The organism is Cupriavidus sp. 01L415 (genome assembly GCF_056400065.1).
This window is the reverse complement of the sequence record NZ_JBFTSP010000016.1, coordinates 40,930-58,992: the sequence shown is the minus strand read 5'-3', so window position 1 is coordinate 58,992 and position 18,063 is coordinate 40,930. Positions and strand designations below refer to the sequence as shown.

The 18,063-nt window shown below is 62.1% G+C and carries 16 protein-coding genes and 3 pseudogenes; 10 read left to right on the top strand and 9 right to left on the bottom strand.

The genetic code is table 11. The features are described 5' to 3' along the window. The first annotated feature begins 1,164 nt into the window (after positions 1 to 1,164). Entirely contained in the window at positions 1,165 to 1,500 is a 336-nt protein-coding gene (locus AC1DOX_RS20840) for a ParM/StbA family protein (protein WP_441620327.1), read from the top strand. A gap of 35 nt (positions 1,501 to 1,535) precedes the next feature. Here the strand turns inward: AC1DOX_RS20840 and AC1DOX_RS20835 are convergent. After that, positions 1,536 to 1,679: pseudogene (locus AC1DOX_RS20835) on the bottom strand (IS3 family transposase); the annotation flags it as partial. 590 nt (positions 1,680 to 2,269) lie between these two features. On the opposite strand from AC1DOX_RS20835, the gene AC1DOX_RS20830 reads away from it, so the two are divergent. After that, a complete protein-coding gene (locus AC1DOX_RS20830; protein ID WP_441620325.1) occupies positions 2,270 to 2,488 on the top strand; it encodes an HP1242/YdcH family protein in 219 nt (72 codons plus the stop codon). 22 nt (positions 2,489 to 2,510) lie between these two features. Further along, on the top strand, positions 2,511 to 2,945 hold the full coding sequence (locus AC1DOX_RS20825) for a universal stress protein (protein ID WP_441620323.1): 435 nt from the start codon (positions 2,511 to 2,513) through the stop codon (positions 2,943 to 2,945). Positions 2,946 to 3,203: 258 nt separating this feature from the next. On the opposite strand, the gene AC1DOX_RS20820 is transcribed toward AC1DOX_RS20825, so the two are convergent. Together AC1DOX_RS20820 and AC1DOX_RS20815 are read right to left on the bottom strand one after the other, a co-directional pair. Then, positions 3,204 to 3,584 carry a hypothetical protein gene (locus AC1DOX_RS20820; RefSeq protein WP_441620321.1) on the bottom strand — a complete coding sequence of 127 codons (381 nt, stop codon included), beginning with the start codon at positions 3,582 to 3,584 and terminating at the stop codon, positions 3,204 to 3,206. 76 nt (positions 3,585 to 3,660) lie between these two features. Further along, positions 3,661 to 4,599: a hypothetical protein gene (locus tag AC1DOX_RS20815; RefSeq protein ID WP_441620319.1), complete on the bottom strand. Its 939-nt coding sequence runs from the start codon at positions 4,597 to 4,599 to the stop codon at positions 3,661 to 3,663. Between AC1DOX_RS20815 and AC1DOX_RS20810 the strand changes: the two genes are divergently transcribed. Beyond that, positions 4,598 to 4,951, top strand: coding sequence for a helix-turn-helix transcriptional regulator (locus tag AC1DOX_RS20810; RefSeq protein ID WP_441620317.1), 354 nt, complete (start codon positions 4,598 to 4,600; stop codon positions 4,949 to 4,951). The two genes, AC1DOX_RS20815 and AC1DOX_RS20810, sit on opposite strands and share 2 nt — an antisense overlap. A gap of 15 nt (positions 4,952 to 4,966) precedes the next feature. Here AC1DOX_RS20810 and AC1DOX_RS20805 read toward each other — a convergent pair whose 3' ends face one another. From AC1DOX_RS20805 to AC1DOX_RS20790, 4 genes and pseudogenes are all read right to left on the bottom strand, one after another. Further along, positions 4,967 to 5,491, bottom strand: a complete 525-nt coding sequence (locus tag AC1DOX_RS20805) for a helix-turn-helix transcriptional regulator (protein ID WP_441620315.1) — start codon at positions 5,489 to 5,491, stop codon at positions 4,967 to 4,969. 4 nt (positions 5,492 to 5,495) lie between these two features. Next, a pseudogene (locus AC1DOX_RS20800) lies at positions 5,496 to 5,772 on the bottom strand (hypothetical protein). Positions 5,773 to 5,832: 60 nt separating this feature from the next. Next, positions 5,833 to 7,089: a tyrosine-type recombinase/integrase gene (locus AC1DOX_RS20795; RefSeq protein ID WP_441620313.1), complete on the bottom strand. Its 1,257-nt coding sequence runs from the start codon at positions 7,087 to 7,089 to the stop codon at positions 5,833 to 5,835. A gap of 293 nt (positions 7,090 to 7,382) precedes the next feature. Continuing rightward, positions 7,383 to 7,610 (bottom strand): annotated as a pseudogene (locus AC1DOX_RS20790) (alcohol dehydrogenase catalytic domain-containing protein); the annotation flags it as partial. 397 nt (positions 7,611 to 8,007) lie between these two features. Here AC1DOX_RS20790 and fliD point away from each other — a divergent pair. Then, on the top strand, positions 8,008 to 9,471 hold the full coding sequence (gene fliD, locus AC1DOX_RS20785; protein WP_441620311.1) for a flagellar filament capping protein FliD: 1,464 nt from the start codon (positions 8,008 to 8,010) through the stop codon (positions 9,469 to 9,471). Between the two features lie 15 nt (positions 9,472 to 9,486). On the opposite strand, the gene AC1DOX_RS20780 is transcribed toward fliD, so the two are convergent. After that, complete coding sequence (locus AC1DOX_RS20780) at positions 9,487 to 10,395, bottom strand: LysR substrate-binding domain-containing protein (RefSeq protein WP_441620309.1); 909 nt, start codon at positions 10,393 to 10,395, stop codon at positions 9,487 to 9,489. A gap of 262 nt (positions 10,396 to 10,657) precedes the next feature. On the opposite strand from AC1DOX_RS20780, the gene AC1DOX_RS20775 reads away from it, so the two are divergent. Further along, entirely contained in the window at positions 10,658 to 11,680 is a 1,023-nt protein-coding gene (locus AC1DOX_RS20775) for a DUF1338 domain-containing protein (protein WP_441620307.1), read from the top strand. 105 nt (positions 11,681 to 11,785) lie between these two features. Here the strand turns inward: AC1DOX_RS20775 and AC1DOX_RS20770 are convergent, their stop codons facing one another. Then, positions 11,786 to 13,345 carry a methyl-accepting chemotaxis protein gene (locus tag AC1DOX_RS20770; RefSeq protein ID WP_092139559.1) on the bottom strand — a complete coding sequence of 520 codons (1,560 nt, stop codon included), beginning with the start codon at positions 13,343 to 13,345 and terminating at the stop codon, positions 11,786 to 11,788. A gap of 512 nt (positions 13,346 to 13,857) precedes the next feature. On the opposite strand from AC1DOX_RS20770, the gene AC1DOX_RS20765 reads away from it, so the two are divergent. The 4 genes from AC1DOX_RS20765 to AC1DOX_RS20750 all read left to right on the top strand — a co-directional run bounded on the left by AC1DOX_RS20765 (position 13,858) and on the right by AC1DOX_RS20750 (position 18,062). Continuing rightward, a complete protein-coding gene (locus tag AC1DOX_RS20765) occupies positions 13,858 to 15,675 on the top strand; it encodes a phospholipase D-like domain-containing protein (RefSeq protein WP_441620304.1) in 1,818 nt (605 codons plus the stop codon). Between the two features lie 303 nt (positions 15,676 to 15,978). Beyond that, positions 15,979 to 16,632 carry a PepSY-associated TM helix domain-containing protein gene (locus tag AC1DOX_RS20760; RefSeq protein WP_441620302.1) on the top strand — a complete coding sequence of 218 codons (654 nt, stop codon included), beginning with the start codon at positions 15,979 to 15,981 and terminating at the stop codon, positions 16,630 to 16,632. Positions 16,633 to 16,668: 36 nt separating this feature from the next. After that, complete coding sequence (locus AC1DOX_RS20755) at positions 16,669 to 17,190, top strand: DUF2271 domain-containing protein (RefSeq protein ID WP_092139565.1); 522 nt, start codon at positions 16,669 to 16,671, stop codon at positions 17,188 to 17,190. 29 nt (positions 17,191 to 17,219) lie between these two features. Further along, positions 17,220 to 18,062 (top strand): DUF4198 domain-containing protein, encoded by an 843-nt coding sequence (locus AC1DOX_RS20750; RefSeq protein WP_441620300.1) that lies wholly within the window; start codon positions 17,220 to 17,222, stop codon positions 18,060 to 18,062. Position 18,063: the final 1 nt, after the last annotated feature.

Here is an 18,063-nt window from a genome sequence, read left to right as displayed (position 1 = left end):
AATACAATCGATCTCCGGTGTAGGAGGGTGTCGGATTTGCCGTGGTCGGAGAGGACAAAGGCAAGAACGCGCAAGGAGCAGGGGGCGGCGAGCGCACACGGATCTTCGTCCAGGAAGCACGCTTCTTCAAGCGCCTTGGTCTCGACGCGGGAAAGCCACTTTGTGACACATGCGTCCCGGTCGATTTCGGCACTATTTGCCCGCCTCTTGACGCCTGCTTAGTGTGGGCGTCGCCGTGCTTGCGTACCGTGTCGCGAACCGCCCACGCCCGCAGCAACGCCGCTCCGTACCTGCACGCTGCGATACCGGCGCCGCCATGCCAGAAGCCAAGCCCTCACGTGGAAGAAACGTGCATGACTGTCCCTGCAAAGCTGCCGCGCTGATACGCATGCAGCCTGCCGGGCTACTCGGTCGCGGGACAAACCGCTATCCAGCATGAACGCAGTCCGGTGCAAGCACCGCACTACGCCGCCCGCGTAACTCTTGTTGCGCTGTTCTTGTCACGGCCGCGCATGCCGTTTCGATAGGGTTCTGGAGCGTCCGGTTGACTGTTGCAACCTACTTCCTGCCCGTCAGGTAGCGACATCTGAACCGCCGTGTATCGGGTCCAGCGTTCGCATACCCCGCGTCTTGCAGCTGGGCAATGGAAGTGGGGGCGAGGCGTTTTATGTGTCCGGTGTCCGGTTTGCACATGTCCTCAGTGCGACCAATTCTCCTAAACAGCCCGCAAAGCCAATTGGTATCGCGGTGTCCGGGGTCCTCAGTGTGGGCCAGTATTTGCCTGAGCCGATTGAAAAAAAATGCCGCGGCATTGTGCGGGCTTTGAGCACGTACCGCGTCCCCGACGCATCGACCTCGCCGCCAGACGCGCGGCACATCTGCATAAACCACAAATTCCATCACTCGCCTCGAAAAGCTACGCAAACTCGCGAGCTTTCTGAGATTTGACTTGTGGCTTTGGCCGGTAGAGTAGGTCACGTCGATATGCCAATGAGTCCGGCATGAGCCGAGCAATTTAGACGATGCCCCGCCGCGTCCCAGTTCTCTTCGTCGCCATGCGACAGATAACTCCGGCTACGTGGGACGCAGTCCCACTTGCTCGCTCATAGTCGGACAAGTGACACGTCGGCGCCCTTCCCACTGACGAATCAGCAAGGAGCAGCAATGAAAGTCTCGACCGTCGCAATCGACGTCGGATATGGCAACACGAAGTCTGCATTCCCGCTTGGCTCCGACATCGGAACCAACATGTTTCCCTCCCTCGCGCCGCTATCGGCCACGTCGTCCCTCACGTCACACGGTGGTGGGGTTTTCCGTACGCGGAACGTGATCAACGCCGAGGTCGACGGTGCGCGTTATGAAGTCGGGCCTGACGTTTCGATTAGCGCAGCACACGTTCATATCGGCCGGTCGCTGTCTGAAGACTTTGTGACCACCCAAAACTATGCGGCAGTGCCTTTAGATAGAACTAGGCGGTCGACCTCCATTGCCTTCGAATAGCGCAGGGCGCCGGACCATCAAAACTCCTGGCAATGAAGGTGTTGCGACGACCGGTTGAATGCGCCCTGAGAACTCCTGTCGGATTGATGGGTAAGAGTCCATCATTTGCGGGGCTGGGGAGCGTAAGGCGCATGTTCAAGTGCGTCCAGAACGAAGTCCGTGGTCATTGACGAGTTGACATCGTTGTAGCGCGGTCGTATGTGGCAGCGAAGCTGGCTCGACCTGTAAATTGGCGTCAGATTGCCTCGGCCGCCGGAATGGGGCTGGCGAGACTATGGCTGCAATATCACGAACTCATCGTGCGCACCCAATTGATCGCCAAGGCGACGCTGTTGGACTTTCGGCAGGGAATCGGGACAGTCGAACTGATGAGCCTGTCGCGGATCAACAGGCTGCGCTCATCGGCACTGGCAACTTACTTGTGCTGCTGGCCCTTTATTTAACGCGCCTTGCACGGAGAGAATGTGTTTGACGGTGCGTAGGGCGACAGCGGGGGCATTCTCGATGGAATTGCACGTGCCGGCAGTGTGAAGCACCCCTGCCCGCCAGAAATAGATTCTCGTGCTCGCGCGTGCGCCTCACTGAGCACACGCGGAGACTGACGGGTCGCTTCCCCATACATAGAAACGGCAAATGCGAAGGCGTCCCGGCGCCGGCCGGCCGCCGATTCGATGCACTGACAGTCAATGAACTGCGCGGCATCAATGCCATGCTGGGCGTCGCCTGTAACACTGGAGCAATCACCGGCTTTTCATCGAGAGGAGGGTGCATGAACCCCGAGTACCGCGAGACGATATCGCAACTGAAGACGACCGATGCCCACTTTGCACGGCTCTTCCACCGGCACAACGACCTGGATCAGGAGATCAGGAACCGGGAGGCCGGCATCATTCCCACCACACACACATCTCTTGAACAGCTCAAGAAGCAGAAACTACTATTGAAAGACCAGCTCTACGCGATCCTGCGCAAATCGGGCGCGGCCTGATACGGTCATCCGGAGAAAACCAATGTTCAAGCATGTATTGCTGCCGGTGGACGGCACCGAGCTGTCCCAGAAGGCCGTTACGGCCGCCATCTCGTTCGCGCGTACCAACGGAGCGCGCCTGACGCCTTATATGTGTGTGCCGGAGTACCCCTTCGTGAGCTCCAGCGATGCCGGGCACGAGAAGCGGTCGGTCTTCGAGAAGCGCGTCAAGGACGAGGCCCAGGCCGAGTTGTCGAAGATCGAGCAGGCGGCTGCGCAAGCCGGCGTGCCTTGCCAGGGCGCGATCTCGGTCAGCGCGGCGCCGTACCGTGGGATCATCGCCATGGCAAACGAACTGGAATGCGACGTCATTTTCATGGCCTCGCACGGCAGAAGTGGTCTCTCGGGTCTGCTGCTGGGTAGCGAAACGCAGAAGGTGCTGACGCACAGCCAGATTCCAGTCCTGGTATTTCGCTAAACAAACCTGCGCCGGGCGATCTTCCGTGGGCGACTTGGTCAGGCGACTCGGCGCGATCCTCCATCCAGCGAGGATCCATCAATCCATGACTCATTGCTGATTCAGCGATGCTCGATGCCGATGCGGCCAATTTGCGCCGCATCGGCATCGAGTTCTATTGCTTACAGACATTGACCACGGCACCTGCTTACCCCGGAGTTAAGTCCGGGCTGCGAGCTGAACGGTGGAATACGTGTCATAAATTTTTCTCGTTCGCGTCTAGGCCCATTCAAGCGCAGTGATAATCGCTTGCCCCCCAGTCCCAACCTCCACAAACAGGGCATAGTCGTAGCCAAGCTGCTGCCTGTATCCACGAAGTTTCCGAAGGTCGATCTGTCGGTCAACGCGGCTCGTTGACTTCTTGAACTCCAAGACCAGATGGTTCTTTTTCGTTTGTCGTCGATGAACGATCACATCTGGGAATACGGTTTTGGCCTCATCATCTTCACTGTCCGGGTATAGCTCCAGATGTCCAAGCCTCTTCGGTTCGACGCCATCCCGGTTGTATTCGCAGTCTACGGTCCAATCAGGAAAATACTGCTGGAGATACATCGCGAAGCGAAAGGTGATGGATCGTTCGTTAGCGTCGATATCGAGCAAGTCGCGGTCATTGACCAGGCGGATGAAGGCCGAGATATTGAATTTGATCTTCGGACAATGCCATTGCCGTGCTCGCTTATCGAAGGCTCACATTGAAGGACATGTACACCGATCGAAATGTCGTCAGAATTTCCTCTCTGGCTTCATCCAATTCTTCGGCAACGCGGTCTGTGAGCATGTATGTGGGGCAATCTGGCCGTCCACATCCGCAGTGCCTGATCTCCCCTCCCTTGAGTCGATTGACGAAGATGCGACGCAGTTCATCAACCTGACGAACCATTTTTGCCAGAACCGCTTGGATCCGTTGATCTCGAAGATGGTGGATCGAAGGGATACGCCTGATCTCATCCCCCTCGCGCGTTCGCCATACACCGGTGTTAAGTGCGCCGATGGTGTCTTCGATCGCCTGCTGGAAGGCCGGCAGCGAGCTTTCTTGCTGAAACGGCGTGCGAAATGCAGGCCGATCGAATACGGCCGCCATCAGTTGCAGTGCATCGGTATCCGATAGATCGGGGAAGTCGTCAACGAATTTGCGGATGTCCGTCTCGGCGTCGGGAAATTCGATGCCTTGGACAAAACGCTGCAGCAGGTACTCAGCGCGAATCCGCAGATTTTCCTCGAACTCCACACCTGACCAGATCGTCACACGGGCAACACCGAGGGACGCTGCGGCTTGCTCGATCCGGCCTCGGCTCGTGTCCGAAACAGCGCCCCGAGACACAAATTTGAAGGCATCGGGTGTCCCGCCTGCGGCCTTGACCGCTTTGGTCATGTCGCCTTTGGCTTTTGCCAATGTCAGCGCGTCCCGGTTCGCGCATTGGATGATGGTCTTGCGGGCAGGCTGGTCATCGAACGGTTCAATACCCGTGATGTCCCGCCCTTGGTCACCGCCCGATTGACCGTGCCAAATCAGATCGCGCCAACCAGCACGTACATGGTACGCAAAGACAAGGCGCTCGAACTGGATGCCGCTGTAATCCTCGAAATGGATTGGAGAAACCGTCACCGTCGCCATGGGCGGAGCCCAGGAATCCACGAACCCCGTAGCCGTGCCGCTGCCCGGCTCGGCCGCCTATGGGGAACTCCCACAGTTTCCGAAGTCCGGCGTTTTGCCATTTCGCCGCACGATCCGCCGCCAGGAACTGCGGCAGATCGTGCCCTTGGCCGAAACGACGATCTACGAGATGGAGCGCCGCGGCGAATTCCCACGTCGCTTCAACCTGACGCCTCGTTGCGTCGTGTGGGACCTGGCCGAAGTGGAAGCCTGGATCGAAGAACGCAAGCAAGCCCCTCGCGGCAACAGCTCGAAACCGGATGTCCACCTACGAAAAACCCGCCCTGTTCGGGCGGGTTCGAGCGAAGGATGATGCCGGCGATGCGCCTCATCCAACCAAGGCCTGCAGCTTCTCGGACGCCGAGCGCGGTAGTCGCTGGCCTTCCTTCGCCACGTTGACCTGCAGGGCAACCCGCGCCACATCCAGCACGTCCTTGGCCAGCGAATAGCTGCCCTTGGCCTGCAACCAGGCCAGTATGTCCGCCAAGTGCCAAATCGACGCACTCCCCTCATGCACGGGCGCGGGGAAACTGCCTGGATGCGCCAGCATGAGCTTGCGCATGTTCTGCCGGGAAACACCCACGATATCGGCCACGTCGGTCAGCCCGACCAGATCGGGTGCGACTTCGATCAGCTTGGCCGACGGTATGGCACTGCGCACGGCCGCCAACGCACTGCGCACGGCCGCCTCCGCGTCGGCCGCCTCGCGGGTGAACTCCAGCGCCAGCCGTCCCGGCTGACCGATGCCGACCAAGGCATCGTCGCAGCCGGCTTCGCCCAGGCGCTCGACCAGCACGTCCGGGCCGCGGTCGTCGTCGGCAAGCTGGTACTTCAAGGTGAAGGTGTATTCCATCGCGCTACTCCTTGGCATCGTCACCAGCCTCGCGCTGCTTGCGATGCGTGGTGCAGTTGTCCACGACACGCCGCAAGGCGCGGGCGTGGTTGCCGGGGTTCTTCGGCGTACTCCATACCGACGTGATGCAGAACTCGCCGCAGCGGCACTCCTCGTCGTTGTACGGACAGTAAATCCTCCCCCCAAGCGTGGCTGCCGCCGACTTCGACGCGCCAGCCCTGCCCTTCGGCATGCCTGAGAGCTTCCTCGACCTCTTTCTTCGGATGAGAGGAACGGGCCATCAGTGATCTCCAGTATGGGGAGAATTTGCAAGGTTGTCAACTGACAACCTTGCTACCCTTTTAGACCGTCGCACTCAACGTCGGAACGACGACGTTTTCTGGCATCAACTTCGGCACATAGGTCTGCCCGTCGATCCAAGAATCGACCATGTTGGCCCACTCTTGCAGCATGTGGCGTCGCTGCTCGGCGTACTCGGCCTTGTTGTAAATCGAGCGTGAGGAACGCCCGTCCTCGTGCGCCAGGCATTTCTCGATCCAGTCGCGGTTGAAGCCGATCTCGTTGAGCAGCGTCGAGCCGGTGCGGCGCAGGTCATGGACGGTGAACGGCGCCAACGGCAGGCCGGCCGCTTTGGCCCGTTCCGCCACGATCTGCGTGACCCGGTTGAGGGTCGCGTTCGACATGCAGCGGTTGGCGTCATAGCGCGACGGCAGCACAAACTTGGAACCGGCCGCGCACGTGTGTAGCGCCACGAAGATGTCGAGCGCCTGGCGCGAGAGGTAGACCACGTGGGGGTTGCGCCCCTTCATTCGCTGCTTCGGGATGGTCCAGGTCGCGTTCTCGAAATCAACCTCATCCCAAGTGGCTTGGATCAGCTCGCTCTTGCGCACCAACGTCAGCAGGATCATGCGTAACGCCAGCCGGATGGTCGGATAGGTCGCCACCGATTCCATCTGTCGCGCCATCAGGCGGATCTCAAGCGGCGACAAGGCGCGATCCTTCGGCACGAAGGTCGCGATCGACGCGGCCCCCACATCGGCAGCGGGGTTCTCCACCTTCTCGCCGTGCAAGATGGCGAAGGCATAGACCTGCTTCACGATGTCGCGGATGTGAACCGCAGTGGCGGGCGCGCCGCGCTCCTTCACCTTGTTGCACAAGGCTCGCAGATCGTCGGAGGCAATTTCGTTGAGCTGCCGGTTCTCGAAGGCCGGCAAGATGTCCCGATCGACGATGCTCTTGCGCATCGCCTTGGTGCTGTCGGCCATCCGGGCGCCCGCCAGCCACTTCCCGGTCATCTCGCCGAACGTCTTGGCGGCGGTCAGGCGGCGCTTTCCGCGCTGCTTCTCCAGCGCGGGGGACTTGCCCTGAGCGACGGCCTTTTTGGCGTCGATCAGCTTTTCACGGGCAAGAGCCAGCGAAATACCGGCAGGTCCGTAGCGGCCAATGGTGAGGGTTTCGCGGCGTCCGTTGAGACGGTAGTCGTAGCGGAAGGTGACGGTACCGGTAGACGATACCGTTACGTACATCCCGTCGCGGTCTGAAGCCTTATAAATCTTGGACTTAGGCTTGAGATTGCGCGGTGCTGTGTCGGTAAGCATCGAGGTTTCTCTCCCGTTTCGTGACGGCTTTTACCGTCAGGGGCCAGGAGACCTGCTGATGCCGGGAAAGCCGCATAAAACAAGCTTTCCCGATGAGACCTTTACCGTCAAAGACGGGTTTGGTCTGGATAGTGAACGGGACGGTCTTAATCCGGCCCTCAGTTCTTACCGCCAGTTCCAACGCCAACCTGTTCTGCTGGCCGGCGATAGCCACCGATAGCTATTGTGACGTATCTTCTTTTAAATCAATACGTTATGACAGCTTTTCGATAGTCTGCGATAGTCCCCGAAGGACCTGATTTCACTCTGCCAAGCTTTTCGATGATGCCCACGGGCTCATGGCCGATCGTGAGGCCGGGCTTGACTGGATATTCGCCCTTGAGGATGTGGACGTCGGTGCCGCAGATGGTGGTGGTCGTGATACGGATCAGTGCGTCCGTGGGGCCGACAACCGGAATGGCTTTTTCCCGCAGCACGGTCTTGCCGGGCGCCAGGAATACTGCAGCCTGCATGCTTGCCATGATTCACTCCGTGTTAGCAACTACGAAGAAAGCGGACTCCGCGGCGTGGCGCCGCAAAAGTCCTCAGGCAGTCTAGGGGAGGGGGTTTCATGGCCGTTGACGCATATCAACGCCGTCAGCGAAGCCATTTCGAGTTGAATTGCGCGCACATTTCGCCACCCTCTGGCACTAGCACCATGAAGCTGCCGGGCGAGAGTGAGAACTCACATGCGGAAAACTTGAGCCCGTTTTTGTATCGTCTTTGTATCGGCTCTGTATCAAAAAGCCTAAAGATCCACTTTTCCCTGACGTAAACCATGCATGTCGAGACATTCACCGTCCGGATTGAATGGATCCCCTCTGAATGCGCCGTCGTGCAGCCGGCGACCATGCTGATTTCAGCGAAGGGCAAAAGAACATGGCAGCAGTCTCCTCCCTCGGTATTGGCTCCAATCTGCAGCTGAATGAACTCCTCGATAAGCTGGAGGCGGCAGAGCGTCTTCCGCTGAAGAACCTGGATAACCAGCACGCGGCCTATCAGACCAAGCTGACCGGCTACGGCACGGTAAAGAGCGTGTTGGCCAGCTTCCAGGCCGCCGCCAAGGCGCTGTCCGACATCAAGACGTTTGGCTCGGTCAAGGCGCAGGTGGGCAATTCGGATGTGCTGTCGGTCGCAACCGGCGCTGGCACGGTGCCGGGCGACCTCGCGATCAACGTGACCCGCCTGGCCCAGGCCCAGTCGCTGGCCGGTGCTGGCCAGGCCAAGCAGGACGTGGCCATCGGCACGGGTACGCTGACGTTCGACTTCGGCGTCACCACCGGCTACGACGACAATCCCGCTTCGCCGACGTACGGCACCTATGTGAACCCGACGTTCACGCCGACGGCCGGCGCCAGCAAGACGGTGACGATCGACAGCAGCAACAACACGCTGCAGGGCATTCGCGATGCGATCAACAAGGCCAACATCGGCGTCAAGGCCAGCGTCATCAACGACGGCAGCGGCACGCCTTATCGTCTGGTCCTGAACTCGGAAAAGACCGGCGAGGCGATGAGCATGCGGATCTCGGGCTCGTCGCCCGAACTGCAGGGGTTGGCCGGCTTCGATCCGGTGGCGGGCCCGCAGCCGGGCGGCATGAAGGAAGTCGTCCGCGCCACCAATGCCGCGCTGACCGTCAACGGCATCGCCGTCACCAGCGCCACCAATACGGTGACCGATGCCGCGCAGGGCGTGACGATGACGCTCAAGAAGACCGGCACCACCTCGGTGACGATGACGCAGGACAACGAAAGCATCAAGACGGCCATCCAGGCGATGGTGACGGCTTACAACAACATCCAGACCACGGCCAAACAGCTCACCGCCTACGACACCAAGACCCACACCAAGGCCGCGCTCAACGGCGACGGCGTGCTGCGGGGCATTCAGGCGTCGCTTCGCGCCGTGCTGAATACGCCGGAGACGGGCCTTGCCGCCAATGCGCCGAGCATGCTGTCGCAGATCGGCGTGTCCCTGCAGAAAGACGGCACGATGTCGATCGACAGCAAGAAGCTGGACGCCGCGCTCAAGGACAACCTGCGCGACGTGACCGCGGTCTTCGCCGGCGATGGCAGCACGGGCGGCTTTGGCCGGCGCCTGTCGGATGCCGTGGACCGCATGAACGGCACCAACGGACCGCTGGGCAGCGTGACGGACGGCCTGGAAAAGGCGATGAAGGAGATCGAAAAGCGCTACGACGCGACCGAGACCCGCATCAATGCCACCGTCGAGCGCTACAAGAAGCAGTTCACGCAGCTGGATCTGCTGGTCAGCAAGATGAACCAGACCAGCAGCTTCCTGAACCAGCAGTTCTCGGCGCTGAACGGCGGCTCCAAGAAGTAAGTAGCAGGCGGCGCGTCAGTCCTGGCGCGCCGCATCCGGCGAGAGGCTCAGCACCCAGTCGCGGAAGGCGTCCAGCGCCGGCGCCTGGGGGCGGCCTTCCGGATAGGCGAAGTAGTAGCCCTGGCTCACGTCGAGCACGCGCTCGGCGGGGATCACCAGCTGGCCGGTTTCCAGCTCGCGCTCGATCAGCAGGCGCGGCGCCAGGCCGATGCCCAGCCCCGCGGCAGCCGCCGCGGTCATCATCGTAAACAGCTCATAGCGCGGCCCCCGCGCCGCCGCCACGCTGTAATCCCATCCTTGCACCGCATACCAGTCACGCCACGCTTGTGAGCGCGTACTCAGGTGCAGATGGCGGCAGTGCGCGAAGTCTTCCGCATCCACCAAGGCATGCGCGGCGCGGAACGCCGGGCTGCACACCGGCACCATGCCGCCTTCCCGAAAGATCACACCCCCGCGCGTGCCGGGCCAGAACTGGTCGCCGAAATAGATCGCGGCGTCGTAGGCACAGTCCTGGAACGAAAACGGTTGTGAGCGCGCACTCAGGTTGACGGTGATGTCAGGGTGCCGTCGGGCGAAATCGGGCAGGCGCGGAATCAGCCATTGGGTGGCGAAGGTCGGCACGACGGCCAGTTCCAGCGTGTAGCCCTGTATCCGGCCCGCGCTGATCTCAAGTGTGTCCCGTTCGATGTGGTCCAGATGCCGGCGCACGCGAGCGGCATACTCGCGTCCGGTTTCGGTCAGCTCCAGCCGGCGGCGGACCCGCGTGAACAGGGCGACGCCCAGTCGTTGCTCGAGCAGGGCGACCTGCCGGCCAACGGCACTTTGCGTCAGCGCCAGTTCGTCGGCAGCGCGCGTGAAGCTGCCGAGCCGGGCGGCAGCCTCGAACGCCTGTAGGGCGTTCAGGTTGGGAATGTCCTTTCTCATCGGGGGAAAGCGCAGGGCTGGCTGGGGGACCGGCAGAGAGTATAGCGAGGGCGTGGCGAGGTTCAGGCAAGGCTGACGACAGATTCAGACGAGTTTCAGACGAGTCTCAGGCGGCCGGCCGCCGACCCGCAATGTATTGCGACGTACTGGCAGCCATGTCGGATCGTGCGCCGTACGCACAATGTTGTGCGCATTCATCGCTTGTGACGGCGGCGGCGCGCCCGCTATCCTGCGCGCGAACCTTTCTTGATGCCGCGTCCCCATGAATCCGAATATTGCCAAGCTGCTGAATGCCAACCTGGGCGAGTCCCGCGCCGCCCACCTGCTGACCCTGGTCACGATGCCGGACGGCCTGCCCGTCGACATCGAGGGCCGCGCCACGCGCGCCGAGATTGCCCAGGCGTTGAATATCGTGCTGTTCGGCGACATCCTGGACCGCGTGCCGACGGGCCGCGCCTACACCGACGACGTGGCGAAGGCCGGCGGCAAGGTGACGTTCGACCACGGTGCGCTGCGCACGGTCAAGTGGCCCAACGGCGCACTGCCCGAGGGCGAGTCCGCGTTCACGCGCATCCTGCGCCCGCTGGGCTACGTGCTGAACGGCACGTATCCGCTGGACCGCATCGGCATGACGGGCCGCTCCTATGCACACGCTGATGCGCCAGAGCAGATTGCCCAGTTTTTCCTGAGCGAGTTTCACCCCGAGCGCGAGCGCTACAGCGACGCCTTCCGCGCCGCCGTGACGCGCGTGACGGCAAGCTCGACCGATCCGCTGACCCCGCGCGCGCAATCGCTGCTGTGGCAACTGGAACGCGATGGAGTGCTGGACGTGGAGGACGGCGCGGAACTGGTCGACCTGCTGGCGCGCTGCTTCGCGCGGCAACACGCGGCGCCGCGCCTGGGGGACTATGAAGTGCTTCTGAAGGAGTCGGCGGAAATGGCGTGGATCGCGACGGAAGGCAACGCGTTCAATCACGCAACCGATCGCGTGGCGGATGTCTTCGCGCTCGCCGAACATCAGAAAGCGCTGGGCCGTCCGATGAAGGAGAAGGTGGAAGTGTCGGGTAGTGGCCGGGTCCGGCAGACGGCGTTCCGGGCGGATCCGGTGCAGCGGGAATTCGTGGGCGCCGACGGCGGCATCGTGCAACGCGAGGTGCCGGGGTCGTTCTACGAGTTCATCACGCGCGACCAGTTCCATGACGAGGCCGTGGCCCGCAAGCGCTACGACCTGGGGTTCGACGCCGGTAATGCGCAGGGCATCTTCAAGATGACGGCAGCCGCCTGAGGCGCGCGCCGCGGGGCGAGAAGCACCCAACCACGAAAAAGGCCTGCGACCCTTGTGGGGTTTGAACTGCAGGCCTTTCCTTTATCGACGCGGACCTGCCGGCGCTCAGATCGCGCCTGCCAGCCTGAACTGTCCCACTGCCCGATGCAGCGAATCGGCCTGGTCTTCCAGCGATGCCGCCGCTGCGGTGGCTTCTTCCACCAGCGCCGCATTTTGCTGCGCCATCTGGTCCATCTGCGACACCGCCTGATTCACCTGCTCGATGCCGCCGGTCTGCTCCTCGGTGGCCGCACGCATCTCGCCCATCAGGTCGGTCACGCGCTTCACGGCCTCGACGATTTCCTCCATCGCCTTGCCGGCATTTTCCACCAGCAGGGAGCCGTCCTCCACCCGTTGCGCCGAGTTGTCGATCAGCGCCTTGATCTCCTTGGCCGCCGTCGCCGAGCGCTGCGCCAGGCTGCGCACTTCGCCCGCCACCACCGCGAAGCCCCGACCCTGTTCGCCGGCACGTGCCGCTTCCACGGCGGCATTCAGCGCCAGGATGTTGGTCTGGAAAGCAATGCCCTCGATCACGCCGATGATGTCCACCACCTTGCCGGATGCCGCCTTGATCTCGCCCATGGTGCCAACCACCTTGTGGACGATCTCGCCACCGCGCACCGCGATATCCGACGCGCCTTCGGCCAGTCGGCTGGCCTGCCGGGCATTGTCGGCACTCTGGCGGACCGTGCTGGTCAGTTCTTCCATGCTGGCGGCGGTCTGCTCCAGCGATGCGGCCTGCTCTTCGCTGCGGCGTGACAGATCGACGTTGCCGGCGGCAATCTGGCGCGCCGCGCCGGCGATCGAGTCCGCCGAGCCGCGAATCTGGCCGATGGCGCCGGTCAGCCGCGCCTGCATCTGCTGCATGTTGTAGAGCACGCTCTCACGGTCGTTCGGCGCGGTTTCCACATGGGAGCCGAGATCCCCGTCGGCGATACGCGCGGCGATTTCTGACGTCAACGCGGGTTCACCGCCAAGCTGCTTCTGCAGGCTCATCGACACCCGTACCATCACCACGCTCATCAACGCGCCCACTGCCAGCAGCCAGCCCATCGCCTTCCACAGCGCGGCGCGGAACTCGGCATGGATGTCATCGAGATACAAGCCGGCGATGAAGTTCCAGTCCCACGGCTTGAAGTTCAGCACGTAGCTGAGCTTGGGCTGCGGCGCCTCGGCGCCCGGCTTGGCCCACAGATACTCGATGAAGCCCTTGCCGGCGGTCTTGCCGATCTGGGCGATGTCACGGAACAGGTAGACGCCGTTCGGGTCCTTCATGTCCGACATGTTCTTGCCGTTCATCTCCGACTTGATCGCGTGCATCAGCACGACCGTGTCCGAGCGCATCAGCGTGAAGTAGCCGTCCGCGCCAAAGCGCATCGCGCGCACACGGTCCAGCGCCTGCTTCTGGGCTTCCTCGGTCGTCATCTTGCCGGCGCGAGCCATCGCTTCATACTCGGCGACGACGGAATTGGCGGTGTCGGTCACCTGCTCCAGGGTCAACTGCCGGTCATGCAGACGCATCGCGCGCATCTGCCACGCATTCCACAGCGTGATCGCCAGCAGGCACGCCCAACTCAGCACCAATGGCAATAACAGCTTTTTTCTCAAGCTCAGGTTGTGCAACATCCAATCCTCCGTTTACGTGATTTGTCAGCGGGGCTCTTTGGGGTTTTGCCCTCTATACGTGCCCATAACGGCCGCGCCATCGACAAACTTGATCGGGGGAAAATACTGATAGGACTGGGGTGCTGATAAAGGCGCTTCTCACCCATGCATCGCGCGCCGGGTTTGCGGCAGGGGAGTTGCAAGTGATCTGGAGGCATCACGCATACTGCATGGTGCGCGTCTCCAGTTGGGGATCGAGCCGGTCCGCGCAGGCCTCGGTTCCTACTGCGCGTGAGCCTTGGCCTGAATCCCTCAAACAGGTGGAATGCCGAATGCAATTTGAAACGCCATCGGCGTCCCGCTAGTCTGCGCATCCCAAAACAGCAGATTGATTGCTTGCGTTGGCAGAGTTGGACTTGTCATGGAAAGGCACCGGCATGCGGGTTTCGCTTTCCATTTCTTGTCAAAGACCAACCGGCAAAATAATCTGAAACGCTGATGGTTTTCCTATCCGGATTCAAGGAGCATCGACCATGGCTGTCAAACTCAGAGGATATTTGTCGCCAACCCTGGTACTCCTGGCCCTGGACTGGGATGAAGGCGGTACCCGCGCGGATTTTCTCGGGTTTGCCATCAAACGAAGCCCGGGATTCAGGTCGGTCGATGGGAAAACACAGAAGGATGAGAGCTGGCTTCCCAACCGAGTGACATTTGACGGGCCCGTTTCCGCCAATGCCGCGGACGTCGATTCGGACAAGGCGCCGATCCAGAAATTCATGTGGTGGGATGCCCGCATCGACGAGCCAGACCGGGGGGCCACCTTTACGTACACGGCGTATCCGGTGGTCGGCACGCCAGCGCATCCTCGCATCCTCGCGGAAGCTGCCGGCGCCACCACGGTAACACTGCCGCCGCATATCAAGGACGGTATCGGCACGTGGTTCAACAGGGCAGTGCTGAGCTCGCAGGCATTCTCGCGCAAACTGAAGGCCATGAAGCTGAGCCCCACCGCAGCGCCGCCCGCGGACAAGGCTCTCGTACTAAGAGAGTGGCTGGCCAACGACCTCCACAAGGCGTTCGGGCAAGTGCTTGGCGGCGCCAGCAGGGCGGTCGGAGCGGTGTACCACCTGACCGACAAGCTTTGGGCCATTCCGAGACTGAGCGACTTCGCGCAAGCCCAGGGGGAGCATTCACTGGCGATCGTGTACGACTCGCACATTATCTCGGGGAAGAAGGCAAAGCCCGCGATGAATGGAAAGCCAGCGAGGGCCGCTGTCCCCGCAAAACCGTCGCCAAATCAGGATGTCGTCGACGAGCACGGCCACAGCATTGATTTCTTTCCGCGTGACAAGACTTCCATCATGCATAACAAGTATCTGGCGAGCGATGGGCCGGACGCGACCGGCAAGCCGACCCGGGTGCTGATGGGCTCTGCAAACTTCACCACCGAAGGCATTACGCAACAGGCGAATCTGCTCCACCTGTTTGATTCGGCGCCCCTGGCCAAGCACTACGCGCAGCGCGCCAGAGCCCTGGCCGACAACCCGAAGAAAGGGGCGACCGCGAAGCTCGCCCCCGCCTGGACGACATCGATTTCCGTCGGTCCGGCTACGGTACGCCTTGCGTTGTCTCCCGAGCCCAGCAAAATCACGAAGCAAATAGACACCATTGTCGATGCCATCAAGCGCGCCGAGCACTCGGTGGTGTTCTGCATCTTCACGCCGACGGACAAGCGCCTTCGTGAAGCGTGCTTCGGTGCGGCAAAGCGAGGGTTGATGATGTTCGGCATCGTCAACAATCTCAGTGCCAGTGGTGCCGCGAAGACGCAGGCCGCGCAGGATGGGAAGAAGAAGGTGACCGGGCCGCAACTGGCAAACATGGAGCTCTACCATCGCAGCAAGAAAAACCGGGACGTGATTGACGGCGAATACTTTAATGCGAAGACGGTGCCGGCTGGCTTCGATCCGGAGCCATTGAATTTCCCCGGTGAAAAATCGCCAGGTTATGCCCCCGTTGTCATTCACCACAAATTCATCGTCATCGACGGAGAGGGCGAAAGCCCGGTGGTCTTCACTGGCTCGGCAAACATGAGCGAGAATTCGGAGCACAACAACGATGAGAATTTGCTGGAGATAAAGGACCGGCACGTCGCGGGCATCTACATTGCCGAGTTCATGAGGCTATACGAACACTATCGTGCACGCGCCATCTTTATTGACGATAAACAGCACCCGACGCAGCACCGTCGATTGACGCTGGCCCGGGATCGCACGTGGGCCGATAAGTATTACGACCCATCCCGCCCGGAGGAGCGGGCCCGGCGCGCCATGGTGTATGGAGCGACTGAGTAACGACTCGACCAGCCACCTCGACCGGCCATTCGACCAGCCACTCACCCGCTACTCGATTTGGCGCGACGACGCGCAAAGCGATGGTGTCATTCGATCTGGGCAGCCCCCGCCCGGGCGATCGCCCGACCATATGCTCCGTAATCAACCGTAATGAAATCCCCTGATTGCCAGGTTGCCATTCATTGCGGTTTAAAATGAGAACTATTATCATCCTTCGGTCTGTCGTGCGATTGTGATGCCACCGTCCTGCGCATGACTGCGGTGTGATCCAGCCGGACCGCCGCCTGCTTTCTTTTTCGCCCCATGACCGACATCCCGCCAGCCTCCGGCCAGCAGCGCCGTGCCTTCTGGCTCAAGCATCTTCATCAGTGGCACTGGATCAGTTCCGCAATCTGCCTGATCGGGATGCTGCTGTTCGCCATCACGGGATTCACGCTCAACCATGCGGGCCAGATCGAGGCCAGGCCGATCGTCGTCACGCGCAACGACACCGCGCCGCGCGAGGTCCTGGCGGCGGTCAGGCGCGCTGCGCCGGCTGCCGCATCATCGGGCAACCAGAAGGGCACCGTGCCGCCCGCGCTGGCGGACTGGCTGTCCCGCGCGCTCGCCATCGAGGCCGGCGGGCGTGAGGCCGAATGGTCCGCCGATGAAATCTACGTGGCACTGCCACGCCCCGGTGGCGACGCTTGGGTCAGCGTGGCGCTGGATAGCGGCGAGGTCCAGTACGAGACCACGTCGCGCGGATGGATCTCGTATTTCAATGACCTGCACAAGGGCCGCAACACGGGCCGCGCGTGGAGCCTGTTTCTCGACACCTTTGCCATCGCGTGTCTGATCTTCAGCGTGACCGGCCTGTTCCTGCTGAAGCTGCACGCCGTGGGCCGCACCGCCACATGGCCGCTGGTGGGCGCCGGCCTCGTCGTGCCGCTGTTGCTGGCCATCCTGATCATTCACTGATTCGCTTTCAATCCAACCGAGAGAGGTAGTTCCGACATGCGCCGACTCCTTACCGTCACCGTGACTGGCTTGGCCGCCGCGCCGCTGGCTCCCGCCATGGCGGCCGACATGAACGTCAAGGTGGAGATTCCCCGCCTGAACGTGGCCGAATACCACCGTCCGTATGTCTCGGTATGGGTCGAGCGTGCGGACCAGAGCCCGGTGTCGACGCTCGCGGTCTGGTACGACGGCAAGCTGAAGGATGGCGAAGGCACCAAGTGGCTGAAGGACATGCGCCAGTGGTGGCGCAAGGCCGGCCGCGACATGCAGATGCCGGCCGATGGCATCTCCGGTGCCACGCGCGCGCCGGGCGAGCATGTGGTCTCGTTCGCGGACGGCAAGGTGCCGCTCGGCAAGCTGCCGGCCGGTGACTACCAGCTCGTGGTGGAAGCCGCGCGTGAAGTGGGTGGCCGCGAGATCGTACGCGTGCCGTTTGCGTGGCCGCCGAAAGCAATCCAGACCGCGCGCGCCAGGGGCGACAACGAACTCGGCGGCGTTGCCGTCGAGCTGAAGCCCTGAACCGATTCGATGTGACACGGAGCCTGACGATGACCAAGCCTGCCCGCTTCTCCCGACAAATTGCCACCCGCGCCGCCCGTACCATGGTGCTGGCGCTGGCCGCCCTGGCCCCGCTGGCCGCCCATGCCCACCGCCAGTGGCTGCTGCCGTCGGCCACCGTGCTGTCCGGCAACGACCCGTGGGTGACGGTGGACGCCGCGGTGTCCAATGACCTGTTCTACTTCGAGCACGTGCCGATGCGCCTGGACGCGCTGGCCGTGACCGGACCCGACGGCGCCGCCGTGCGCGCGGAGAACGCCGCCACCGGCAAGTATCGCAGCACGTTTGACCTGCACCTGGCGCAGCCCGGCACCTATAGGGTCGCCGTGCTGAACCAGGGGATATTCGCCAGCTGGAAGGAGAATGGCCAGACCAAACGCTGGCGCGGCGCCGCTGATGCCTTCGCGGCGAACGTGCCGGCCAACGCGCAGGAACTGCAGGTGACGGAAGCCGCGGGCCGCGTGGAGGCGTTTGTCACGGCCGGCAAGCCGAGCAAGCAGGTGCTGGCCACCACCGGCCGTGGCCTGGAGCTGGCGCCGATCACGCACCCGAATGACCTCGTGGCCGGCGATACGGCCAGCTTCCGCCTGCTGCTCGACGGCAAGCCCGCCAGCAACCTGAAGGTGTCGGTGGTGCCGGGCGGCACCCGCTATCGCGACAAGCTGCAGGAATTCGATGTCACCACCGACGCCGACGGCAAGTTCAGCGTCAAGTGGCCGTCCGCGGGCATGTACTGGATGGAAGCCGAGGTGCGCGACGACAAGACGTCGATCAAGCAGGCCAAGACACGTCGCGCGACGTATGCCGTGACGGTCGAAGTCCTGCCGCAGTAAA

Coding starts and splice junctions, on each gene's coding strand:
- AC1DOX_RS20840 (WP_441620327.1), top strand. CDS start 1,165: ATGAAAGTCTCGACCGTCGCAATCGACGTCGGATATGGCAACACGAAG.
- AC1DOX_RS20830 (WP_441620325.1), top strand. CDS start 2,270: ATGAACCCCGAGTACCGCGAGACGATATCGCAACTGAAGACGACCGAT.
- AC1DOX_RS20825 (WP_441620323.1), top strand. CDS start 2,511: ATGTTCAAGCATGTATTGCTGCCGGTGGACGGCACCGAGCTGTCCCAG.
- AC1DOX_RS20810 (WP_441620317.1), top strand. CDS start 4,598: ATGGGCGGAGCCCAGGAATCCACGAACCCCGTAGCCGTGCCGCTGCCC.
- AC1DOX_RS20815 (WP_441620319.1), bottom strand. CDS start 4,599: ATGGCGACGGTGACGGTTTCTCCAATCCATTTCGAGGATTACAGCGGC.
- AC1DOX_RS20805 (WP_441620315.1), bottom strand. CDS start 5,491: ATGGAATACACCTTCACCTTGAAGTACCAGCTTGCCGACGACGACCGC.
- AC1DOX_RS20795 (WP_441620313.1), bottom strand. CDS start 7,089: ATGCTTACCGACACAGCACCGCGCAATCTCAAGCCTAAGTCCAAGATT.
- fliD (WP_441620311.1), top strand. CDS start 8,008: ATGGCAGCAGTCTCCTCCCTCGGTATTGGCTCCAATCTGCAGCTGAAT.
- AC1DOX_RS20780 (WP_441620309.1), bottom strand. CDS start 10,395: ATGAGAAAGGACATTCCCAACCTGAACGCCCTACAGGCGTTCGAGGCT.
- AC1DOX_RS20775 (WP_441620307.1), top strand. CDS start 10,658: ATGAATCCGAATATTGCCAAGCTGCTGAATGCCAACCTGGGCGAGTCC.
- AC1DOX_RS20770 (WP_092139559.1), bottom strand. CDS start 13,345: ATGTTGCACAACCTGAGCTTGAGAAAAAAGCTGTTATTGCCATTGGTG.
- AC1DOX_RS20765 (WP_441620304.1), top strand. CDS start 13,858: ATGGCTGTCAAACTCAGAGGATATTTGTCGCCAACCCTGGTACTCCTG.
- AC1DOX_RS20760 (WP_441620302.1), top strand. CDS start 15,979: ATGACCGACATCCCGCCAGCCTCCGGCCAGCAGCGCCGTGCCTTCTGG.
- AC1DOX_RS20755 (WP_092139565.1), top strand. CDS start 16,669: ATGCGCCGACTCCTTACCGTCACCGTGACTGGCTTGGCCGCCGCGCCG.
- AC1DOX_RS20750 (WP_441620300.1), top strand. CDS start 17,220: ATGACCAAGCCTGCCCGCTTCTCCCGACAAATTGCCACCCGCGCCGCC.